Origin of the sequence: Labilibaculum filiforme, from assembly GCF_002843315.1 — a bacterium.
GTDB lineage: Bacteria > Bacteroidota > Bacteroidia > Bacteroidales > Marinifilaceae > Labilibaculum > Labilibaculum filiforme.
The window spans coordinates 431,998-452,592 of the sequence record NZ_MVDD01000001.1 but is presented as its reverse complement, the minus strand read 5'-3'; the positions used below and the strand labels follow the sequence as shown (position 1 = coordinate 452,592).

The 20,595-nt window shown below is 36.0% G+C and carries 20 protein-coding genes; 16 read left to right on the top strand and 4 right to left on the bottom strand.

Features of this window, described 5'->3' with window-relative positions:
- Positions 1 to 26: 26 nt before the first annotated feature.
- The 10 genes from BZG02_RS02035 (at position 27) to BZG02_RS01990 (ending at position 8,104) form a co-directional block, all read left to right on the top strand.
- Positions 27 to 689, top strand: a complete 663-nt coding sequence (locus BZG02_RS02035) for a hypothetical protein (protein ID WP_180335594.1) — start codon at positions 27 to 29, stop codon at positions 687 to 689.
- A gap of 56 nt (positions 690 to 745) precedes the next feature.
- On the top strand, positions 746 to 1,339 hold the full coding sequence (locus BZG02_RS02030; protein WP_101259737.1) for a hypothetical protein: 594 nt from the start codon (positions 746 to 748) through the stop codon (positions 1,337 to 1,339).
- Between the two features lie 21 nt (positions 1,340 to 1,360).
- The gene (locus tag BZG02_RS02025) at positions 1,361 to 2,578 is read left to right on the top strand and encodes a hypothetical protein (protein WP_101259736.1); all 1,218 of its coding nucleotides are present in this window, start codon (positions 1,361 to 1,363) and stop codon (positions 2,576 to 2,578) included.
- Positions 2,579 to 2,678: 100 nt separating this feature from the next.
- Entirely contained in the window at positions 2,679 to 3,209 is a 531-nt protein-coding gene (locus BZG02_RS02020) for a hypothetical protein (RefSeq protein WP_101259735.1), read from the top strand.
- Positions 3,210 to 3,250: 41 nt separating this feature from the next.
- Positions 3,251 to 3,796 carry an outer membrane beta-barrel protein gene (locus BZG02_RS02015; protein ID WP_101259734.1) on the top strand — a complete coding sequence of 182 codons (546 nt, stop codon included), beginning with the start codon at positions 3,251 to 3,253 and terminating at the stop codon, positions 3,794 to 3,796.
- Positions 3,797 to 3,981: 185 nt separating this feature from the next.
- Positions 3,982 to 5,037 carry a hypothetical protein gene (locus tag BZG02_RS02010; protein ID WP_143470406.1) on the top strand — a complete coding sequence of 352 codons (1,056 nt, stop codon included), beginning with the start codon at positions 3,982 to 3,984 and terminating at the stop codon, positions 5,035 to 5,037.
- 12 nt (positions 5,038 to 5,049) lie between these two features.
- Positions 5,050 to 5,568, top strand: a complete 519-nt coding sequence (locus tag BZG02_RS02005) for a DUF3592 domain-containing protein (RefSeq protein ID WP_101259732.1) — start codon at positions 5,050 to 5,052, stop codon at positions 5,566 to 5,568.
- 24 nt (positions 5,569 to 5,592) lie between these two features.
- On the top strand, positions 5,593 to 6,363 hold the full coding sequence (locus tag BZG02_RS02000; protein ID WP_180335593.1) for a TIGR00266 family protein: 771 nt from the start codon (positions 5,593 to 5,595) through the stop codon (positions 6,361 to 6,363).
- Between the two features lie 17 nt (positions 6,364 to 6,380).
- Positions 6,381 to 6,974 carry a Yip1 family protein gene (locus tag BZG02_RS01995; protein WP_101259731.1) on the top strand — a complete coding sequence of 198 codons (594 nt, stop codon included), beginning with the start codon at positions 6,381 to 6,383 and terminating at the stop codon, positions 6,972 to 6,974.
- Positions 6,975 to 7,084: 110 nt separating this feature from the next.
- Positions 7,085 to 8,104, top strand: a complete 1,020-nt coding sequence (locus BZG02_RS01990) for a collagen-like domain-containing protein (protein WP_101259730.1) — start codon at positions 7,085 to 7,087, stop codon at positions 8,102 to 8,104.
- Between the two features lie 581 nt (positions 8,105 to 8,685).
- On the opposite strand, the gene BZG02_RS01980 is transcribed toward BZG02_RS01990, so the two are convergent.
- Together BZG02_RS01980 and BZG02_RS01975 are read right to left on the bottom strand one after the other, a co-directional pair.
- Positions 8,686 to 9,102, bottom strand: a complete 417-nt coding sequence (locus tag BZG02_RS01980) for a hypothetical protein (protein WP_101259728.1) — start codon at positions 9,100 to 9,102, stop codon at positions 8,686 to 8,688.
- Complete coding sequence (locus tag BZG02_RS01975; protein ID WP_101259727.1) at positions 9,102 to 10,169, bottom strand: hypothetical protein; 1,068 nt, start codon at positions 10,167 to 10,169, stop codon at positions 9,102 to 9,104. The genes BZG02_RS01980 and BZG02_RS01975 overlap by 1 nt, the downstream gene beginning before the upstream one ends.
- A gap of 544 nt (positions 10,170 to 10,713) precedes the next feature.
- On the opposite strand from BZG02_RS01975, the gene BZG02_RS01970 reads away from it, so the two are divergent.
- The 6 genes from BZG02_RS01970 to BZG02_RS01945 all read left to right on the top strand — a co-directional run bounded on the left by BZG02_RS01970 (position 10,714) and on the right by BZG02_RS01945 (position 18,710).
- Complete coding sequence (locus BZG02_RS01970) at positions 10,714 to 11,868, top strand: cytochrome c3 family protein (protein WP_101259726.1); 1,155 nt, start codon at positions 10,714 to 10,716, stop codon at positions 11,866 to 11,868.
- Between the two features lie 62 nt (positions 11,869 to 11,930).
- Entirely contained in the window at positions 11,931 to 14,915 is a 2,985-nt protein-coding gene (locus BZG02_RS01965) for a Fe-S-cluster-containing hydrogenase (protein WP_101259725.1), read from the top strand.
- A gap of 10 nt (positions 14,916 to 14,925) precedes the next feature.
- Complete coding sequence (gene nrfD, locus BZG02_RS01960) at positions 14,926 to 16,299, top strand: NrfD/PsrC family molybdoenzyme membrane anchor subunit (protein ID WP_101259724.1); 1,374 nt, start codon at positions 14,926 to 14,928, stop codon at positions 16,297 to 16,299.
- Between the two features lie 112 nt (positions 16,300 to 16,411).
- Positions 16,412 to 16,933, top strand: a complete 522-nt coding sequence (locus BZG02_RS01955; RefSeq protein WP_101259723.1) for a DUF3341 domain-containing protein — start codon at positions 16,412 to 16,414, stop codon at positions 16,931 to 16,933.
- Positions 16,934 to 16,953: 20 nt separating this feature from the next.
- Positions 16,954 to 18,117 (top strand): quinol:cytochrome C oxidoreductase, encoded by a 1,164-nt coding sequence (locus BZG02_RS01950; RefSeq protein ID WP_101259722.1) that lies wholly within the window; start codon positions 16,954 to 16,956, stop codon positions 18,115 to 18,117.
- Positions 18,118 to 18,143: 26 nt separating this feature from the next.
- Entirely contained in the window at positions 18,144 to 18,710 is a 567-nt protein-coding gene (locus BZG02_RS01945; RefSeq protein ID WP_101259721.1) for a c-type cytochrome, read from the top strand.
- A 145-nt stretch (positions 18,711 to 18,855) separates the two neighbouring features.
- Here the strand turns inward: BZG02_RS01945 and BZG02_RS01935 are convergent, their stop codons facing one another.
- Together BZG02_RS01935 and BZG02_RS01925 are read right to left on the bottom strand one after the other, a co-directional pair.
- A complete protein-coding gene (locus BZG02_RS01935) occupies positions 18,856 to 19,617 on the bottom strand; it encodes a trypsin-like peptidase domain-containing protein (protein ID WP_101259720.1) in 762 nt (253 codons plus the stop codon).
- Between the two features lie 574 nt (positions 19,618 to 20,191).
- Positions 20,192 to 20,512, bottom strand: a complete 321-nt coding sequence (locus BZG02_RS01925) for a cation transporter (RefSeq protein ID WP_101259718.1) — start codon at positions 20,510 to 20,512, stop codon at positions 20,192 to 20,194.
- Positions 20,513 to 20,595 lie beyond the last annotated feature (83 nt).

Sequence of the window (20,595 nt, the reverse complement as noted above, 5' to 3'; positions counted from 1 at the left end):
ATTATTAACAGTTAATAAATAGAATGATGAAAAACATAGCAAAGTACCTAGGCATATTACTTTTTCTTACCGGATTTGTTTCCTGCGATAAGGATGATGATTTAACAAGTAAAGACATTAAAAGATACGGAGTAGAAACTGGAATTATACAGTTTGCAAGCTCAATTTCGGGTCCATATGTAAACGGATCGGGTACCAGTGATTTGTATTTCAAAAATTTTGGAGCTCTTGAAATTCGTTTTGAGGATAAATCGGAAACACTTACTATCATTAATGCACAAGGATTAGAGGAATCAACAACTACCAATGCTCGTAGTGCCTATAAAATTGATAATGAGAAAATTTACGTGGTGGATTATAGTAAAAGTATTATTTACACCAAAGAAGATCCTTTAATCGATTACATGCGTCAGAATAATCTGGATGCTATGGTAGCTGGACGAGAAGCTATGGTAAATGCTGGCAGTGTACAATTAGATAATGAAGAAGTGCTTGGTTACGATTGCGAAGTTTGGGAGCTTTTAGGTATTAAACAGTGGATTTACAAAGGCTTAACTCTAAAATCGGTAAGTAGCCTAGCAGGAATTACCATTATTGAAGAAGCTACAAGTATAAAATTCGAGGTTTCGGTAGCCAATAGCTATTTCGAGCTTCCTAATTTTCCTCACAAAGACATAAATGATCTGTAATAAAATGATCAAGTAATACGAGAGTATTTGTATTCATTATCACAAAAAATAAAGGTATGAAACAGGTTGTAGTCATCATCATTTGTCTTTTCACCAGTAGTGTTTTGTTCGCTCAAACAAAAGAGAAGACCAACGAAGGAGATAAGATTCAGGAAGCTTACATAAAGGCAAACAAAAAGTCGATTGATACTGCCAAGCCAATGATTGATTTTTTTCTAAAATACGATGAAAAGGATAGTTTACATGCTCCCAATCAAGTTGATTTTGATCAGATGTTGAACGAGATGGGCCTTATGGATGAGATTAAAAATGATAAGAGCGGATTGACAAAAGAGGATGCTTTTCAGTTCATCAATGCTTATATCAATGCCGATGATAATATTGGGAAAGAAAAACCTGCTCAGCCAAATTCTAATACCGAAAGTGAGTTACAAAAGGAGCTTAAAAAGGCCGAAGAGCTTTTAGAAAATGCGATGCCAGAGATGGAGAAGTGGATGAAGGAAGCTGAAAAGGAAGCTGAAAAAATGAATTTGAATCCGAATATTATTTCTTACGACGATTTTAGAAAAAGAGCCAAAGAAAAGCAACCAGACTTAAGCGAGAGTGAAATTAGGGACGCTTACAATGAAATGATAAAATCTTTTGAGTAAAGCAAACTAAACTTTAAGAAAATGAAAAAGTTAACATTTTTATTGCTGGCAATAGTTGTATTGATTTTTACTGCAGGAGCTCAAAAAATTGAGGGTTCGTGGTTAGTTACAAAAATAGTGGTGGGAGATAAAGTGGATGAGCCATTATTTGTAATAGACTACAACGCAGAAGGGCTTATTATGACTCAAGGAATTAACGTAGGAACCTGGACGCATAATCAAAAAGAAGAGAAGTTGATTATGGAATCGAGTATGGATAAAGATTTTGGAGGTGACTGTAAGATTACAAATTTAGATCAGAAGGAATTAAGTTTCGAAAAGAACGGCGAAAAATGGTTTTTATCTCGATTAAATATGGATGAAATAGCCAAGGGTAATTCAGAATCGGGCTTAATAGGTTCATGGGAATTTGCCGATGATACCAATGATGAGGTGACAAGAATCCTAAAGTTTGAAGCTCCAGATCAATTTACTTTTATCGAGAAAGAACCAGGAGTGCAATCCAAAAGTGGCGGCATGTGGATATATAATCAAAAAGAGAAAAGCTTGTTGCTGATTGGTCGAATTGGACAAATTAGTGGTAAAAACAGAATCTTTAAACTTAGTGATAAAGAATTTCTTTTAGAAAATGCCGGAGTAGAAATAGTCTTGCATAAATCAGAGGCTACTTCTCAAAAAATTGAAAGATTAACTTTTACCGAAGCCGATTTTTTCGATGAAAATGGAGATTACAAGTATGATGGGGAAGAGAACAAATTGCCTTGGACCGATCCTTTCGAAATGTTGATGTCTTTAGTGAATACAAGTCAATTGGAATATAATTTTTCGACATTGGTAGAGGGCACAGAAGTTTTTGAGACTAAGAAATTGACTGCCGATGTATCTGCCAATAAAGACGAACAAATTTTAAGTATCGATTTTATATTTTATGGATATGACCGATATAATCTTCCAGACGATGCAGAATTACCTCCCAATGTTTTTGATTTTAATTATGGAAGTAAATTATATCCATTACAAGATAATTCGTTTCGGGTAATTGGAAATGAAGAAATAAATACGGCTTCGGGAACCTACGAATGCACAGTTGTTGAGTCTGTTGGTTCTCGTGAAGAGTGCTACAAGTTGTGGATGATTACGAATAGACCAGGAGTATATGCCAAAATAATTGAAGACCGGAGCGGACGTTTTGGACATTACTATATCTATGAATTAAATAACATAATAGAAACAAATTAAGCTATGAAACGTCCATGTCAAAGCAATTTTAACACACAGGGAAATGATTATCCCAACATGGTAAGTTCCATATGGCAACTAAAAAACAAATTATAATCATATGAAAAAAACCACACTAATTTTATTCGCGATTACCATAGGATTCGCATCATGCGATAAAGTAAATGATTTGAAAACTAAAGACTTTTACGATATCGAATTGTCAAAAACAACACAGATTACGGTAAATACTGCTGACCAAGGTAGTATGAAAGTTGCGACAGCTTATCCGTTTTCAGAGACAATTAATCTCGATTTTGCATCTATCAGTGAAATTAAAGACTATTTGAACAAGCTCGAGGCTGTTGATGTAACGGCTGTAAATTGTAAAATAACCGATTTAACTGGAGGAGAGGTAAACTCATTAACCATTAGCGTACCTGATTTAAATTTCGATTTCGACATTCCTACAGTTTCAGAGAACCAATCTCTTTTCGTGAATTTCACAACTGTACAGTTAGAGGCAATAGCAAATACATTGTTATTGAATAAAACATTAAAACTTATTCTTACTGGCACAGTTACCGAACAACCAGTTAGTTTCAATATTGAAACAACAGCTTTGGTAGATGTGGAAGTAAAAGTTCTATAACCTTAATTAAATATTTTTAAAAACTAGTAAAACGAAACAAAATGAAAAACAAAGTAATTTTATTATTCGCAACCGTACTTTCTGTATGTTTTAGTCTAACAACACAAGCACAAGACTCAAAAATTATGGCCGGTGCAGGTCTTAAGTATGCAACAGATATCAGTACTATGGGTATTGAAGCTAAAGGGGTTTATTTAGCAAGCGACACTTGGGAAATTGCTCCCGCTTTCACCTATTATTTTAAGAAAAATAATGTGAATTGGTCAACATTAGATTTTGATGCACATTATGTGTTTTCTAGTGATGATAAAAGCACTTTTTATGCCATTGGAGGTTTAAACGTAACCTTTTGGAAATGGGATTTTGATGGTGCTGATTCATATGGCGATGAGTATGGTGAGTATTCCGATTTTATTGGAGATCTTATTACTGATGTAGACGATTCAGGCAACGATGTTGGTTTTAATATTGGTGTAGGTAGTCGTTTTGCATTATCCGATAAAATGTATTTCAATGCAGATTTAAAATACACAATTGGTAACACAGGTTACTTGTCTGCAGGAGTAGGTTTACTATATCATTTCTAGAAAAATATGTAACTACATACATTTAGTTAGGACTTCCTGTTTGGGCATTCAACCGATTCACTTTACAACCGTTCAACCATAGTAACACAAGTCCCAAACAGGAATTATTTCTAATTAAATAAGTGCGATGTATCTTTTGTTTAACCTGTTTATAGCATGTGCTTTTAACACAAATCCAAAAACTTATGAAACAAATATTTTTCATCCTAACATGTCTGATGATGGTGCAGGTAACTACAGCACAACAAAGGACTCAAAAATATGCCATTAAATCGGGGCATGTTGAATATCAGTTAAGTGGAAATACAACTGGCACCAAGTCTGTTTGGTGGGACAACTATGGGAACTCATCTTTTACAGAAACTAAATCGCTTAGTGTTACAAAAGTGTTTGGAATTAAAAGTGAAACTAAAACGCATACCATCTCAATTAATAAAGATGGCCAATTTTGGAATGCTAATTTAATTGAAAAAACAGGACAAAAAGGAACGATACCTTTTCAGGATATTACTGAAAATATGACCGAAGCAGAAAAGAAAAAGATGGGAAAAGACATTCTGGAATCATTAGGTGGTGAAATTGTTGGCACCGAGAATGTTTTGGGTAATCAATGTGAAGTAGTGAAGTTGATGGGCGCCACTTGTTGGGTATACGAAGGTGTTACCCTAAAATCGGAAGCCAAAATGTTAGGAATAGAAGCGAAAGAAACTGCTGTTAAGTTTGAAAAAAACAGTTCGGTATCGAGCTCCAAATTTATTCCTCCTACCTCTATTAAATACGTAGATCAGGATCAATATCAACAACAAATGTTTGGTGGCTTGAGCGAAGGATTTAGTGAGGCTGGTTATGAGGATGACGATGAGGATGTAGAGGATTTAATTCCGGTAAAGTATCCTTATGATAAGTTTCAGAAAATTGCAAATTCCTTTCACTCTAATAATTACCGAAAAATGATGGTAATGAATACCCAGGGAACCTATAGTGCCATGTTTATGAAAGGAATGAGTGAAAATTTAGCAGTTGCGGCTACATCACGAAAAAACGGCGATTTTTCGCAACAACAAAATCTGGAAGTATTTACGCATAGCGGGAAAAAATGTTTTTACGGTAAAATGGACGACGAAGATGGTATTTCTTTGATTGTTGATATTCCAACTTACGATACTTATATCATTCTTGTATCCAGCTCTGTTCAATCAAAATCGGAAATGCTTCAGCTAATGGATGCGTTTAATTTTTAAAAAACAGAAATTATGGAAAACAAACAAAGTTCACCCATTGCAACACTCATTTTTGCGGCTGTATTTATTATTGGTGGTTGGTTTTTTTACGAAAATATAAGTCAAACTTTAGTCGAAGAAGCAAATGCTTCTAAGTCTTGGCCAACTGTACAAGGTACAGTTACTTCGGCAACTATTCACACCTCGATAAGTGATGGTACGAAAATGTACAATTCCGATATTATTTACACTTATCTGGTGGAAGGAAAAGAATATTTAGGAACTCGAATCTCTACCACTGATGGAAGTACTAGTAATTCTTCGAGTGTTAAAAAAGAGATTCAGAAATATGCGGAAGGCCGTACGGTTACCGTGCATTACGATCCTGAATTTCCCGACGCTTCTTTACTTGAAGCTGGTCCAAATATTTTCACCTATTTAATTAGTTATGGCCCCTTACTTTTTTGTTTGATAGGAGTGCTTATGTTACTACAATTTGTGAAAAAAATCGCCCTATTGGTATTAGCTCTAATTGTTGGGGTTCGGGGTTAAATAATGACTAATAAATTAAAAATTATGAAATCACACGAAATAGACTATACAATTAAAGGACATGATATTCAATTGGTAGAAATTGAATTAGATCCAAACGAAACAGTAATTGCCGAGGCAGGTGCCATGTTGTATATGAAAGAAGGAATTGAGTTTCATGCGAAGATGGGCGATGGTTCTGAACCAGACAAAGGTCTTTTTGGGAAACTACTATCGGCGGCCTCCAGAAAAATTACCGGGGAGTCTATATTTATTACCCATTTTACCCATCGGGGAACGGGAAAAAGTCAGGTTGCTTTTGCGGCACCATATCCTGGAACCATTGTACCATTAGATTTGGAACAATTGGGAGGAAGTGTAATTGTGCAGCGCGATGCGTTTTTGTGTGCCGCATTGGGCACAAAAATTAGTATGCATTTTAATCGAAAGCTAGGAGCTGGATTCTTTGGTGGCGAAGGGTTTATTTTACAGAAATTACAAGGCGATGGTAATGCTTTTATTCATGCTGGCGGAACACTTATCGAACATGAATTAAATGGTGAGACTTTACGCGTTGACACTGGTTGCGTGGTTGGTTTTCAGGAAGGAATTGATTTTAGTATCCAACAAGCTGGTAATTTAAAATCTATGGTTTTTGGAGGAGAAGGTTTGTTTTTAGCTACCCTTCAGGGAACAGGAAAAGTATGGTTGCAATCCATGCCAATTAGTAAGCTAATCAATCAGTTATCAACAGGAGGCTCCAACAGTAAAAAAGAAGGTAGTAATGGGATTTTACAGAGTTTACTAGAGTCGTAATTAATAATCCTGATATCATGATAAATATTGAATATTTAATCGACAGAATAAAACTGATTCTTATTCAGCCCAAGCTAGCATGGGAAACCATTGGTAAGGAGCAAATAAATCGGAAAGATTTTTTACTGTCCTACGTGCTCCCTTTAGTTCTAATTCCTAGCATAGCATCTTTTATTGGTTATGGATTAATAGGCATGGGAAGCTATTTCAAAGTAGCCTCTCTTAGTTGGGGTTTACATCAAGCAATTCTTGCTTTTGTAGGAGCTTTTACAGGTGTTTTTGTAAGTGCTTTCTGTATTCATAAGTTGGCAGCTACCTTTAATACCGAGCTGAGTTTTACAAATGCAATTAAACTGGTAGCTTATTCTTATACGCCAATTTGGCTTGCAGGAGTTTTTTACATTCTTCCTAGTCTTTCTATTCTGGGCCTTATTGCGGGCATATATTCTTTGTATATTTTATACATCGGTTTTGTTCCCATAACAAAGGTAAGTGAAGAAAAAAAGACCAGCTACTTTATTTTAAGTCTAATTCTAGTAATCGGAGTATCTATTTTGGCCACCTTTCTTATTGGCGTTGTATTACTTTCGGCGGGCTTAGCTACTTATTAAAAAAAATCCGGAGGTGACAGCCTCCGGAAGTACATAATTAAAAAGGAATTAAACATCAAGTAAGATCTCTTTAATTCCATATTATTAATCATTTCAAATTTACAAAAAAAATGAAAACGAGTAAACTTTATTTTTTCGCAATCGCTTTTATAGCGCTAAGTATTTCTATGGTTTCATGTAGTGGCGATGATGGTGAAGCTGGATTATTGGGTCCAAAAGGGGATCAAGGAGAGCAAGGGATTGCCGGACCAGTTGGACCAGCAGGAGATGATGGAAGCATAATTTATAGTGGCGAGGGTATGCCTGCAGCTACTGTTGGTGCAGTTAGTGATTACTATCTGGATATTGCAACAGGAATGTTGTACGGACCCAAAGTAAATGCGGATAATTGGACCGATACAGATGGATTTTCGTTAATGGGAGCTGCTGGAACCAATGGTACTAACGGAACAGATGGAGCTGACGGAGCTGACGGTATTAACGGAACCAATGGTACTGATGGAACTAATGGAACTAATGGAACCAATGGAACCAATGGATCAAAAATTCTTTCTGGCGAAGGTGCACCAGGGAATACGATCGGAAATACTGGTGACTTTTATTTGGATAAAACAAGCAGTGTGCTTTACGGTCCTGCAGTAACGGATGACGAAGGGGATACCACTTGGGGATTAGGTTTAGAGCTAAAAGGTGCCGATGGAAATGCAAATGTACTAAGCTTCAAATTGACTGTATCGAATGAAGATTGGACAGAACATCAGAATGGAAATACTTATGAATACAAGTGGATCGATTTCAAACTTGAGTTTCCTGCTTTAACGAAAGATATTTACGACAATGGTTTCGTTTTGGTATATACTTCAATTGGTACTAGAACCTATCAACTTCCATGGTCTAGTCTAACTACAAAGCAAAACTTACTAACTAGAAATTACAATATCCAGTATACTGGTGATGTTTATAGTTTAGAATTTGTAAATACCTTAGAAGCACGAAACGATGTAACAGAACTATTAACTTTAGGTCAATACAATTATAAAATAATTGTTGTTTCGGGTCAAGCTGCAGTTCAATTAAAAGCAAATAAAGACAATCCAATTGAGTTTCAAAGATTGGTGAACGAACTTTAAGGAGAAAGAAAATTAGCAAAAATAGTTACGAGCATTCTTAAGTAGAATGCTCGTTTTTTGAGACGTAGGATTTAAAAAATAAGTAGTTAAAAAAAGATTTATTGCAGTTCTGCTTATTTTACTATTTTTATTCTTATAAAAGGGAAGCACTAGGCACTAGGCATTAGTCTTTATATTCAATAAATATCCACTAAAATATGTTATGCCTAGATAAAAGAAAAGAGCAAATCCTACAAATAAAAATAAGAATGCGAAGGTATTTCTATTGAAACGTTGGGTTTTGTTTAGAGATTTATATTCTTTTTCTAATCCCCATTTAGAAATTGCCTTTTTTGCTTTTCTTTCAATGTAAAAGGAAACTCCCAACATTACAATTTCTAGTCCAATGAATATAGGAGTAAAAGCTTTAAACTTATAATCAATTAGGCCTATAATGAGGTATAAGCCTGCGGATATAAATGCAAATGGAGTCGTGAAAATATGTAATGTTGCAGGTATTATTTATTGTGGCATTTTTTCATTCACCCATCTTTTGGCAAAACTGTAGTTTGCGGATAACAAATATTTAAATAGAAATTTCATTATTTTACTAAATATCCTTCTGTGAACTTAATAGTTAAATAGAAAAATAAAGCAAAATTTCCCCAGAAAAACAGAAATGCCAAAGTGTTTCTATTTTGGCGTTGAGCTTTATTTAAGTTTTTGTATTCTTTTTTAATCCCCCATCTTTCAATAGAATTTTTTGCTTTTTTTTCTATGTAAAGGGAAACACTAAGCATTACAATTGCTAACCCAATGAAAATTGGACTGTATGAATTAAACTTGTAATTAATAGATCCAATAAAGACAAAATATAAGCCTGCAGATATAAAAGCAAAAGGAGTTGTAAAGGTATGAAGAGCAGTAGGAATTACTCGTTTGGGTAAATTTTTATTAACGATCCATTTGGCAGCGCAATAATTGGCGGCGAGTAATGGTTTAAATAGAATTTTCATCATCAGTCTTTAAAATTTAGAGGTTTCATAAATTGTGGAGCTACATATGTATTGTCAATTCGGACTTCATTAAATAGAGGTGACAGTTCTGTAGGATAGCTTTCTATTGCTTGATTATTCCATAAACCAGACTCTCTGCCCATGAGGTCATCAATTCCTCCACTGATATCAAAAATAAGATCAAGTAGGCCATAAATTGCAATGCCTACAACAATAGGTGCTGAACCAACAGAAACTGCAATAATACTTACTCCTAATATACAGCCGTTCACAGCAGTATGCGCATCCCAAGTGTCTGTAAGAACTTCATATCCGATTGTGCCTGCTGTTAAAGTATTACCTAAAGGACCTAAGAATTTTGTGTTTTTTGAAAGTTTTTGTACTCCCTGAAATATTTTTCCTGATTTTCCTAATTTAGGGGCAATTTTTGACAGTTTGTAAGCATATCTTCGTGTAGTAGGTTTAGAGGCCAGGCCTAAGCAACTATTTAAATTGCTAAGGTTATTAACCCCTTTGTCGGTTATCCCGTATGTTTGTTCTCCCAATTGCATCCAATCCAGTTCTTCATCATTTAGTCTTAGGTTTTCACCTTTAACCAAAAGTTGTTCGTTGTCTACTAATGGTTTGTTGCCTTGGTATTGCTGGTAAGTTTCACTCGAGGTATAAGTAGCAGTATCGCCATTGTGACTAATTGTTACATTGAAGGAAGCCTGAACAGTACCTGCATAACTATCTGTTCTTGCATCGAAACGGATGTTGGCATCATTAGGAACCAGCACCCATTTATCGCCTACAAATACCTCCTTGTGATTAAATTTATGATTAGAGATTTTCACGAATTTGGTAAAATTGATAGAGTCTTGAGCATGATTTTCTTTGTCGAGTTCTTCTTCTGCTATTTGGTTTAAAAGCCTAGCTAGCTCACCGCTTCTTGCTTGTAAGGTGAATTCAAGATTTTGTCCAAATCCAGTAGGGTTTGGGTCATATTGAGAATTGTTTTGGTTTGCTCTCCAAGCAGTGTCGGCGGCTGTTTGCACGAACTGTTGCAGTTGATTTAATTTTTCAGACATGGTTTATTACCTATAATGGGAATTCTGTAGTAATAATAATTTTAAGTTTTATTGTTAATGAAAAACGAATTTATGAAAAATACAGATGTAAATCAATCAATGTGATATTTTTCACCTATTAAAGTTTATTTAGGTGTTTTTGATTGCATAATCATCTTCTAAACGACCTAAGAGCTTAAGTTTAAGCTTTTTCTCAAAAAAAAATCTGCAACATTTATTCTTTTCAAATTTATTTCTGAATTACATCTTTGCCACTTTTTTTTTAATAATCAGCTATCCTTAGAAAACAGTAATAAAAGATAAGTGAGTCTGTAACTATTCTTACTTCCATTTATATTTCATTATGTGAATGAATATGATTTCTTGGTTTAAATTATTATATTTGGTAGAGAGCGAGGAAGTTACGAAAAAAAGTTAGCTCGACTGCCTTAAGGATTGTAGGGATAGATAGTATTAAATTGGGAAGATAAGGTTTCGTATTTTGATTTGTATTTTCATTATAGGCGATATATATAACCTTAATCTGTACTAAATACCTAATTCTATGAGTAAACCCTACGGATTTTTTTATGCCCTGATTATACTTTTTCTGTTTATTTGTCCTCCTGCGCTTCTTGCAATTGAAGCAGATAGCTCGCATATTGCTGAAACAGAAGATCATCATTTCAACTATTTTTTAAATTCTGAGAAAAGAGGCGAGCGCTTGTTTAAAGGCCTAACCAGAATTAAAACAGATCTTACAGCCTGTGTGTCGTGCCACAATATTGACTATATCGATACGCTGAACTGGAATCCTTCCGCAACAGATATTTCAAAAACTTTTGCCGATAAATCAATAGCAGAATTCAAAGCTGTATTGATGGATCCATTAGGGAAAAAGATGGAAGCATCGCACGTGGGATATTCCTATTCCGATGAGGAGCTAGGTTATATTAAAGCCTATCTTTCTCAGTTAAAGCAAGAAACAATTTATACTACAAAGCCGAAAATCAACAATATATTAGTGTTCGTTTTTTTTGGCGTACTAATTACCATGGCTTTAATCGATTTAGTTTTCACCAAGAAAATTAAGTACAAACTCATTCCCATATTAATTTTTGCATTCGCCTTTGGCTATCAGATAAATATGCTTGCCGATGGAGCAATGGCTTTAGGTCGCAAGCAGAATTATCAACCAGCACAACCCATTAAGTTTTCGCATAAAATTCATGCTACCGATAATAAAATTGATTGTAGGTATTGCCATACAACTGCTGACGAAAGTAAATCGGCTGGAATTCCGCATGTAAATTTATGTATGAATTGTCATGTAATTGTGCGGGAAGGAACTAATTCAGGAAGATTTGAAATCAATAAAATACATGCAGCAATAGAAAATAATACCTCGGTGGAATGGGTTCGAATTCATCAGTTGCCCGATCATGTTTTCTTTAGTCACGCCCAGCATGCCAATGTAGGAAAAAGAGAATGCCAGGAATGTCATGGCCTTGTAGAGGAAATGCATGTAATTAAACAGGTGGAAGATTTATCGATGGGCTGGTGTTTGGATTGTCATGATAAAACTGCCGTTGATTTTCAAGCTAACGGATACTATTCCAGCGGATTTAAAAACTTACAGGAAGAATTGGCAACTGGGCTGAAAGATACTGTTCGAGTTACCGATATTGGAGGAAGGGAATGTGCCCGATGCCATTATTAGAATGGTGAAAGCCGATTTTTACCCGATTGCATTACGTTGTACCTATTGATAACCTTTTATCTATGAAGAAACATTGGAAGAGTCTTGCCGAACGTAAAAATGGATCAGATACCCCCGAGAAGCAAAGTTTGCCGAAAGGAAATCTGGAACAAATACTCGATATATTCGATAATGGGAATGAAAAAACGCAATCGAACCGTCGCGATTTTTTAAAGCTTTGTGGATATAGCCTTGCTATTGGTACTGTTTTGGCAAGTTGCGAGAATTCGGTTCAAAAGGCTATTCCCTATTTAATTAAACCCGAAGAAATCACTCCAGGAAAAGCAAACTATTATGCATCATCCTATGTAAATGGAAGTGAATATTGTAGCATTTTAATTAAAACGCGCGAAGGTCGACCTATAAAAATAGAGGGGAACGATTTATCCTCAGTTACTTATGGCGGAACTAGTGCAAGAGTTCAAGCTTCCATTTTAGAATTATACGATACCAGTCGCTATAAAAATCCGTCGAAAGACGAGCAAAAAATTTCGTGGGAGGAGTTGGATCAAGACATTCTTCAGCAATTAAATCACTTAAAAGAAAATAACGAGTCTGCGGTTTTGCTAACGCCTACAATATACAGTCCTAGCACAAAAGCAGTTATTAATTCCTTTTTAATAAGTTTTCCCAATGTTAATTGGGTACAATACGATAATCGATCTGCCACAGCATGTATTAAAGCGAACGAACTGTGTTTTGGGAAAGCAGGAATTTGCGATTACCGCTTCGATTATGCAGATTTAATTGTGAGTTTCGATGCCGATTTTTTAGGCAACTGGCTGATGCCGGTGGAACACATTCGTCAGTACACCAAAAAGCGGAAGTTGAGCGATGGAAACACGAGCATGTCACGGCACATTCAGTTCGAGTCGCGCATGTCCTTAACCGGAAGTAATGCCGATTATCGAATTCCTGTGAAACCTTCCGAGCAAGCCATGTTGGTTGCTCAATTGTACAATGAAATTTTAAAATTAAAAGGGATTGAATCCTATTCTATTTCGGTTGCTTCTGACGATATTCGGGAATTGGCTAAAAATCTTTGGGAAAATAGAGGGAAATCTTTAGTTGTAGCCGGTGAAAATGATGTAAACCTACAGATCTTAATTAATGCGATTAATTACGAATTAGAAAATTATGGAACAAGCTTGCGAATTGATAAGCAAATACTGACCAAGCAAGCAATCGATTCGGATATGGAGCAACTACTTTCCGATTTAACTACTGGTAAAACAAAAGCCCTAATTTCTTATGGGGTTAATCCGGTTTACGATTATTTTAAAGGAGAAGATTTTGGCAGGGCAATTAAAAAGTTGTCATTTTCGGTATCCTTGGATATGGCTCCAAATGAAACAAGTACTTTGTTTAAATATATTGCTCCAGATAATCATTTTATCGAAAGTTGGAACGATTTAGAACCTAAAACCAGTAGGTACAGTTTAATGCAACCAGGAATTCGGCCTTTATTTGATACCCGACAATTTCAAACTAGTTTATTAGCATGGTCGGGTCAGGAAACCGACTATTTGCAATTCATTAAAAAACATTGGGAAGAGGAATTGTATCCGCTTCAAACAAGCTATCCAAATTTCACCAGTTTTTGGAACAATAGTTTGCAACAAGGAGTCTTTGAAGCCCAAACTAAATCAGTTTTCGATACCAAATTTAAATTGAATGGCCTTGGTGAATTGATTGATACTATTGCAAATACGCCAAAATCTTCTGGTTTTGAACTTCAGGTATACGAAAGTGTTGCCATGGGCGATGGAAAAATGGCAAACAATCCTTGGATTCAGGAACTTCCTGATCCGGTAACGAAAATTTGTTGGGACAATTACCTGACCGTTTCGCCAAAACAAGCCGAAGAAATGGACTTGGAGACTGGTGACCTTGTAGCGTTGAATTCTGGAGTAAAATTGCCAGTTTATGTTTTACCCGGACAAGCTTACAATACGGTAGCTGTTGCTTTAGGTTATGGAAGAACTAATTGTGGGGTGGTTGGTAAAAATGTGGGTGTTAATGTTTCCAAACTATCTCGATTAAAAAATAATTGTCGTGTTGATTTTTCAACGGGGATTGAAATCAGCAAAACCGAAGAGAAGTACGAATTGGCAATGACTCAAACTCATCATTCTATGGAGGGAAGAGCAATTGTTCGAGAAGCTTCATTGGGAGACTATTTAAACGATCCGGCGGCTGGAAATGAAGCGAATCATGCCTACGAAAATGCGGGTATTTATAAGAAACCAAATTTCCCAAATCATCATTGGGGATTAGTGGTCGATTTGAATTCTTGTGTTGGTTGTGGAGCCTGTTCTATTGCCTGTCAGGCAGAAAATAATGTTCCGGTAGTAGGTAAAAAAGAGGTGATTCGTGCGCACGAAATGGCATGGATTCGTATCGACCGGTATTTTTCGGGGACCGATTTTAATCCAAGCGTAACCTTTCAGCCGGTAATGTGTCAGCATTGCGATAATGCACCTTGCGAGAATGTTTGTCCGGTAGCGGCCACTACACACAGCAGCGAAGGTTTGAATCAAATGGCCTATAATCGATGTATTGGAACACGTTATTGCGGCAATAACTGTCCGTATAAAGTGCGTCGTTTCAATTGGTTCGATTATACCAAAGCAGATTCTATTCCAAATAATTTGCACGATGTTGCCGAGATGACCATTGATTTAAAACGAATGGTTTTAAATCCAGATGTTACTGTTCGGGCGAAAGGAGTGATTGAGAAATGTTCCATGTGCGTACAGCGAATTCAGGAAGGAAAATTGAATGCGAAAATAGATGGTCGAAAGCTTCGCGACGGCGAAATTAAAACCGCTTGTCAGCAAGCTTGCCCTTCTGGTGCCATTATATTCGGCGATCTGAATGATAAAGACAGTCAGATTGCTAAAGAAACTTTGAGCAAGAGAAATTACCATTTGTTGGAAGAGATTCATACACTGCCATCGGTAAGTTATCTCACAAAGATTAGAAATACAAAAACGAACAATTCATAAAACCACGCTTATGTATGTGTCGCCAATTCGTGAACCATTAATCACGGGAAAAAAAACGTATAAACAGATTACTGATGAGATTTCTGCTCCAATAGAGGGAAAAGCAGGGAAGGCTTGGTACGCTGGAATAACTATTACGCTATCAGCATTGTTTCTTGGCTTAGCCATGATGGGATGGACCATTTGGCAGGGAATTGGAACCTGGGGATTGAATAAAACCATCGGATGGGGTTGGGGAATTACCAATTTTGTATGGTGGGTAGGTATTGGTCATGCGGGTACATTTATTTCGGCTATTTTATTGCTGTTTCGGCAAAAATGGAGAACGAGTATCAATCGTTCGGCCGAGGCAATGACTCTTTTCGCGGTGATGTGTGCCGGATTGTTCCCATTGATTCATATGGGACGACCCTTACTGGGTTTCTTTGTGTTTCCGTATCCAAATACGCGTGGTCTTTGGGTAAATTTTAACTCGCCGCTTTTGTGGGATGTATTTGCAATTAGCACCTATTTTAGTGTTTCTCTTTTATTTTGGTACGTTGGTTTAATTCCTGATATAGGAACCATTCGCGATAAAGTAAAATCAAAATTTAAAAAAGCCATTTACGGATTTCTAAGTTTCGGATGGACCGGATCTGCCAGACATTGGAGCAGACATGAAACCATGAGTTTAATATTGGCAGGATTAGCCGCTCCACTTGTATTATCGGTTCATAGTATTGTAAGTTCCGATTTTGCAACATCGGTAATTCCAGGTTGGCACACCACCATATTTCCGCCCTATTTTGTTTCCGGAGCCATATTTTCAGGTTTTGCGATGGTGCTAACCTTGTTAATTATTACCCGAAAAGTATTAAATCTGGAAAGCTATATTACGGTTGGGCATGTAGAGTCGATGAATAAAATTATTATCGCAACTGGTTCTATTGTTGGTATTGCCTATATCACCGAATTGTTTATTGCTTGGTATTCGGGTGTTGAATACGAGCAGTATGCTTTTTTAAATCGGGCAACCGGACCGTATTGGTGGGCGTATGCTATCATGATGACATGTAATGTGATCTCTCCACAATTGCTTTGGTTCAAAAAGTTGAGAAGAAATCTGGCATTTACTTTTGTACTTTCCATTTTCATCAACATTGGAATGTGGTTCGAACGATTTGTAATCATCGTTACCTCTTTGCATCGCGATTACTTGCCTTCCAGCTGGTCGATGTACGAACCTACTATTGTAGAGGTGGGAATATTTATCGGAACCTTAGGTTTATTTTTCACTTGTTTCCTCTTGTTTATTCGGGTATTTCCGGTAATCGCAATTGCCGAGGTAAAGACAGTAATGAAGAATTCAGGAGAGAAACTTGCAAACAGGGATAAAAACGAATAATCATGAAACGTCCATATATAAAGCTTTCTACACACACGAGAATGACTATTTGGCGAGTTCTCCCGATAAATTCGGGACAGGCTATGTGGCAAAAACTTAAAATTATAAACAGATGAAAAGATATATTTCAGCTTATTTTGAAGATGAGGAGAATCTTCTTCGTGCTACCAAGGAATTGAGAGCTAAAGATGTATCCATTCAGGATGTATTGACGCCTTTTCCGGTTCATGGATTGGATACCGCCTTGGGGTACAAACGATCCAATTTGCCAACGGTAGCTTTTATTTGCGGAGCAATTGGTTTGGCCATAGCTTTTGGTTTTCAAACCTGGGCTTTCACGGTCGATTATCCTTTGTTTATTGGTGGAAAACCTCATTTTTCCATTCCTTCATTTATTCCAATCACTTTTGAATTAACGGTTTTATTCGCCGCATTTGGAATGGCAATTGCATTTTTTATTCGCTCGAAACTTGGTCCTGGTGCGAATAATATAATTCATGATGAAAGAAGTACCAACGATCGTTTTGTGATTATAGTAGATTTGGATGAGGCCGGAAATCAGGATGCAATAGTGAAAAGTATTTTGGAAAAAGAAGAGGCACTGAACATACAAGTTAAGGAGATTGAATCGTAAACCACATAAACCATATGGTGATGGACAATAATTATACTTTTACCCGGAAAACTCAAATTTCGTTATTTGTAATAGGAGGACTCGGAATTCTATTGCTTCTGTTGGGCTATTTACTAGAAGCGCCTAATAGTCAAAGATTTTGGACAAATTTCTTGATTAACAACCTGTTTTTTCTATTTATAGCTTTGTTTGGAGGTGTTTTTCAGGCATTACACAAAATAGCCTATTCGGGTTGGCATACCGCTTTACAACGTATTCCCGAAGCTTTGGCCTCCTTTCTTCCCATTGCCGCTATCTTAATGTTTCTTTTGTATTTTGGGATGCACGATATTTATCATTGGTCGCACGAGGGATTGTACGATCCCATACTAGAGGGAAAAGCAGCCTATTTAAACGTTCCATTTTTCTTTATTAGAATGGCTGTCTATTTTGCAATTTGGATTTGGCTAACCCGATTATTGCGTAAAAATTCTCTACAGCAGGATTTATCTACCGATATAAAGTATTATAAAAAGGGAAAGTTATTGGCTGCTTTATTCATGGTCTTTTTTGCAGTTTCAAGTTCTACCATGAGCTGGGATTGGCTGATGTCTATCGATGCGCATTGGTATAGTACTCTTTACGGATGGTTTGTTTTTATTGGTCTTTTTGTGAGTGGTATCGCTACCATTATTCTTTTCATTAGTTTTTTGAAGTGGAAAGGCTATTTGGAATTTATTAACAAAGAACACATTCATGATATGGGAAAATACCTGTTTGCATTCAGCATTTTTTGGATGTATTTATGGTTTTCCCAGTACCTACTTATTTGGTACAGTCATATTCCCGAAGAAACAGCCTATTTTGCGCCACGCTTAAACGATCATACCGTTCTATTCTTCACCATTTTGGTGCTTAATTTCGTTCTTCCATTTCTGGGATTAATGACTCGGAATTCAAAACGAAATTTAAAATGGTTATCGCTTATGGCGGTGGTGGTGTTAATTGGACAATGGTTGAATTTATATCTTTTGGTGATTCCCGGAACAATCGGAAAATCTGCAACAATTGGATTCACCGAAATTGGATTTGTATGCTTGTATTTGGGCGGTTTTTTATTCGTCGTTTTTTCTTCTTTGGCCAAAGCACCTTTATTAAGTAAAAATGATCCTTTACTCGAAGAAAGTTTTCATTACGAGACCTAATTCCTTACCAAAAAAAAGAAATTGTTATGCAAAAAATCATTTCATATTGTATTGTTTTGTTGGTAGTTGTACTGGTGTTTGGATCTTGCGATAAAGATCGAAATCATCCGGGCTATTCTTATTTTCCAGATATGGCAGAATCGCGTGCCTTTGAACCTTATTCTGCGAATCCAAATTTCGAAGATGGATTGAGTTTGCGCTTACCAGCTGAGGGAACTATTCCTCGGGAGATGATTCCCTATCATTTCGAAAAAACTCCTGAAGAAAGAATTTGGGCAGGAGAAAACATTTTTAGTCCTGTAGAAATGAGCTCCGACGATGTAAAAAGAGGAAAAGAGCTCTTCGAGATTTATTGCATTAATTGTCACGGAGAGAATGGCGATGGCCAGGGATTTTTATTTACAAGTGGTAAATACCCATTTCCACCTAAAAGTTTGGTTACCGATGTAATGAAAGCAACTCCTCGAGGCGAAATTTTTCACGTAATATCGGTTGGTTTTGGAGTTATGGGTGCTCACGGTGCTCAAGTGAAACAATCCGACAGATGGAAAATTATTGAGTACATAAAAATGGATCTGCAAAAGCAAAAGTAGAGCTTGCCCTATACGTAGACTTTCTAAGTCATTGGTTTTTAGGAGCTACTTTTAGATAGAAGCTTTAGAACTCGAATTACTTTGTCTGAATCTTTTTTGTCTACGAAAATATGGTCGTGATAATAACCAGCGATTACATTGCAACTTAGCGGGGATTCTTGTACTCAATATTATATTTGTCAAATACTTTAGTTAAGGAGGGAATTCCACCTATTACTGCCATATTTCCTTCTTGCCCCGAAACGATTCCAACCAAATATCCATTTTTGTCTATCACGGGCGAACCACTTTTTCCTGCTGGATATGTATCTGTGCCTAGTGGTTTACTATAGAAATAATCGCCTAAATTTTTGAAACATTGCAATTTTAATAAAGCAGGCTTGCTATTATCTTTTTGGTTCATTCCCCATCCAACAGCATAAACAATCTCGTTGTTTTCAACTGGTGTATATCTAATTTTTAATGGATACAATTGACGATTCTGTTCTTCTAACTCAAAAATAATCCAATCACGAACTTTGAGCGTGTTAAACTGACCAATCTGTTCGTTTGGGTTCTTATTTATGAGGTGTTTTACGCTCACCGTTTTTTCTTTCTGATTTTTGGGGTACATCTTCCAATAATTAAATGTATAACCCAAATCAATACTATTCAATCCAAGTTGCTTCTCAAATACAATAAATAAATGTTTACACGAAACGCCAATGGTATCAAATTCAGTAGTTACGAGAAATGAGTTGGCAAGATCGGAATAGATTGTATCAGCAAAACTAATTTCATTACTTAATGCAAAATCAGGCCATGAAGAAAAAGGTTTTTCTACCCAAGATTCCTTAACAGACTGAGTGGAATGCTTGCACCCTAACAATAATATGCAACTAATTATTACTAATGCTAAATTCTTCATTATTTAGTTTTTATTAGTGGATAATAAATTATTGTTCGTTTCGATAGCCTACCGCCAGCTGTGAGATGTTTATAAACCATTGAACAAAGCAATTCGGATTTAAATATAGTGGTTTTAAGCATGGCTAAAAATTGAAAGTCCTTTAAATAGAAGGTGCAAATTAATAGATATATGGCTAGCTATTTATTATTGTATCTATTGCAGTCTGGCTTTAGTCCACTGAAATTAAATTATTCCAAGGATGATGTTTTTTGTATTTATTGAGTTTTCAAAACATCATTTTTTGCTTTCACTAAATAGTTATAGAGTGAAAACTCAAGTTTTCGTGCTTTCACTAAATAGTTATAGAGTGAAAACTCAAGTTTTCGTGCTTTCACTAAATAGTCATGGGGTGAAAACTCAAGTTTTCAGGCTTTCACTAAATAGTTATAGAGTGAAAACTCAAGTTTTCATGCTTTCACTAAATAGTTATAGAGCAAAAACTCAAGTTTTAGTACTTTCACTTAATGGGTAAAAGAAAAAAAACATCTTTAGTAACAAAGATGTTTTGTAAGGTAGTTCAGTTCAATCCATTTTACTCCTCAACAGTATAGCCAATAGTCTCAATTTGCTTGGCAATTTCTTCGCGCTTCACTTTATCTTTCACTACTTTAATTGTTACTTTACTGTTAGTATGCGAAGCTTCTACCTCTGCAACTCCATCCATTTGTTTTAACCCATTTTTTATGGTGTTTTCGCAACCCGTGCAGGTCATTCCGCTTACGGTAAGTTCTATGTTTTCATATTCAACAACTTGTGTTGATTCAGCTTTTGAATCGCCATCTGCTTTTTTTGTATTCGATTGGCAGGAAACAAAACAAGCGCTTACGAATAGTACGAAGAGAATTTTTTTCATGTTAATTTGGTTTAGTTGAAGTGTAAATGGGATAATTATAAATATCGCGATTTAAATTATTCTTTAGTAGTTGTTAAAAGCGG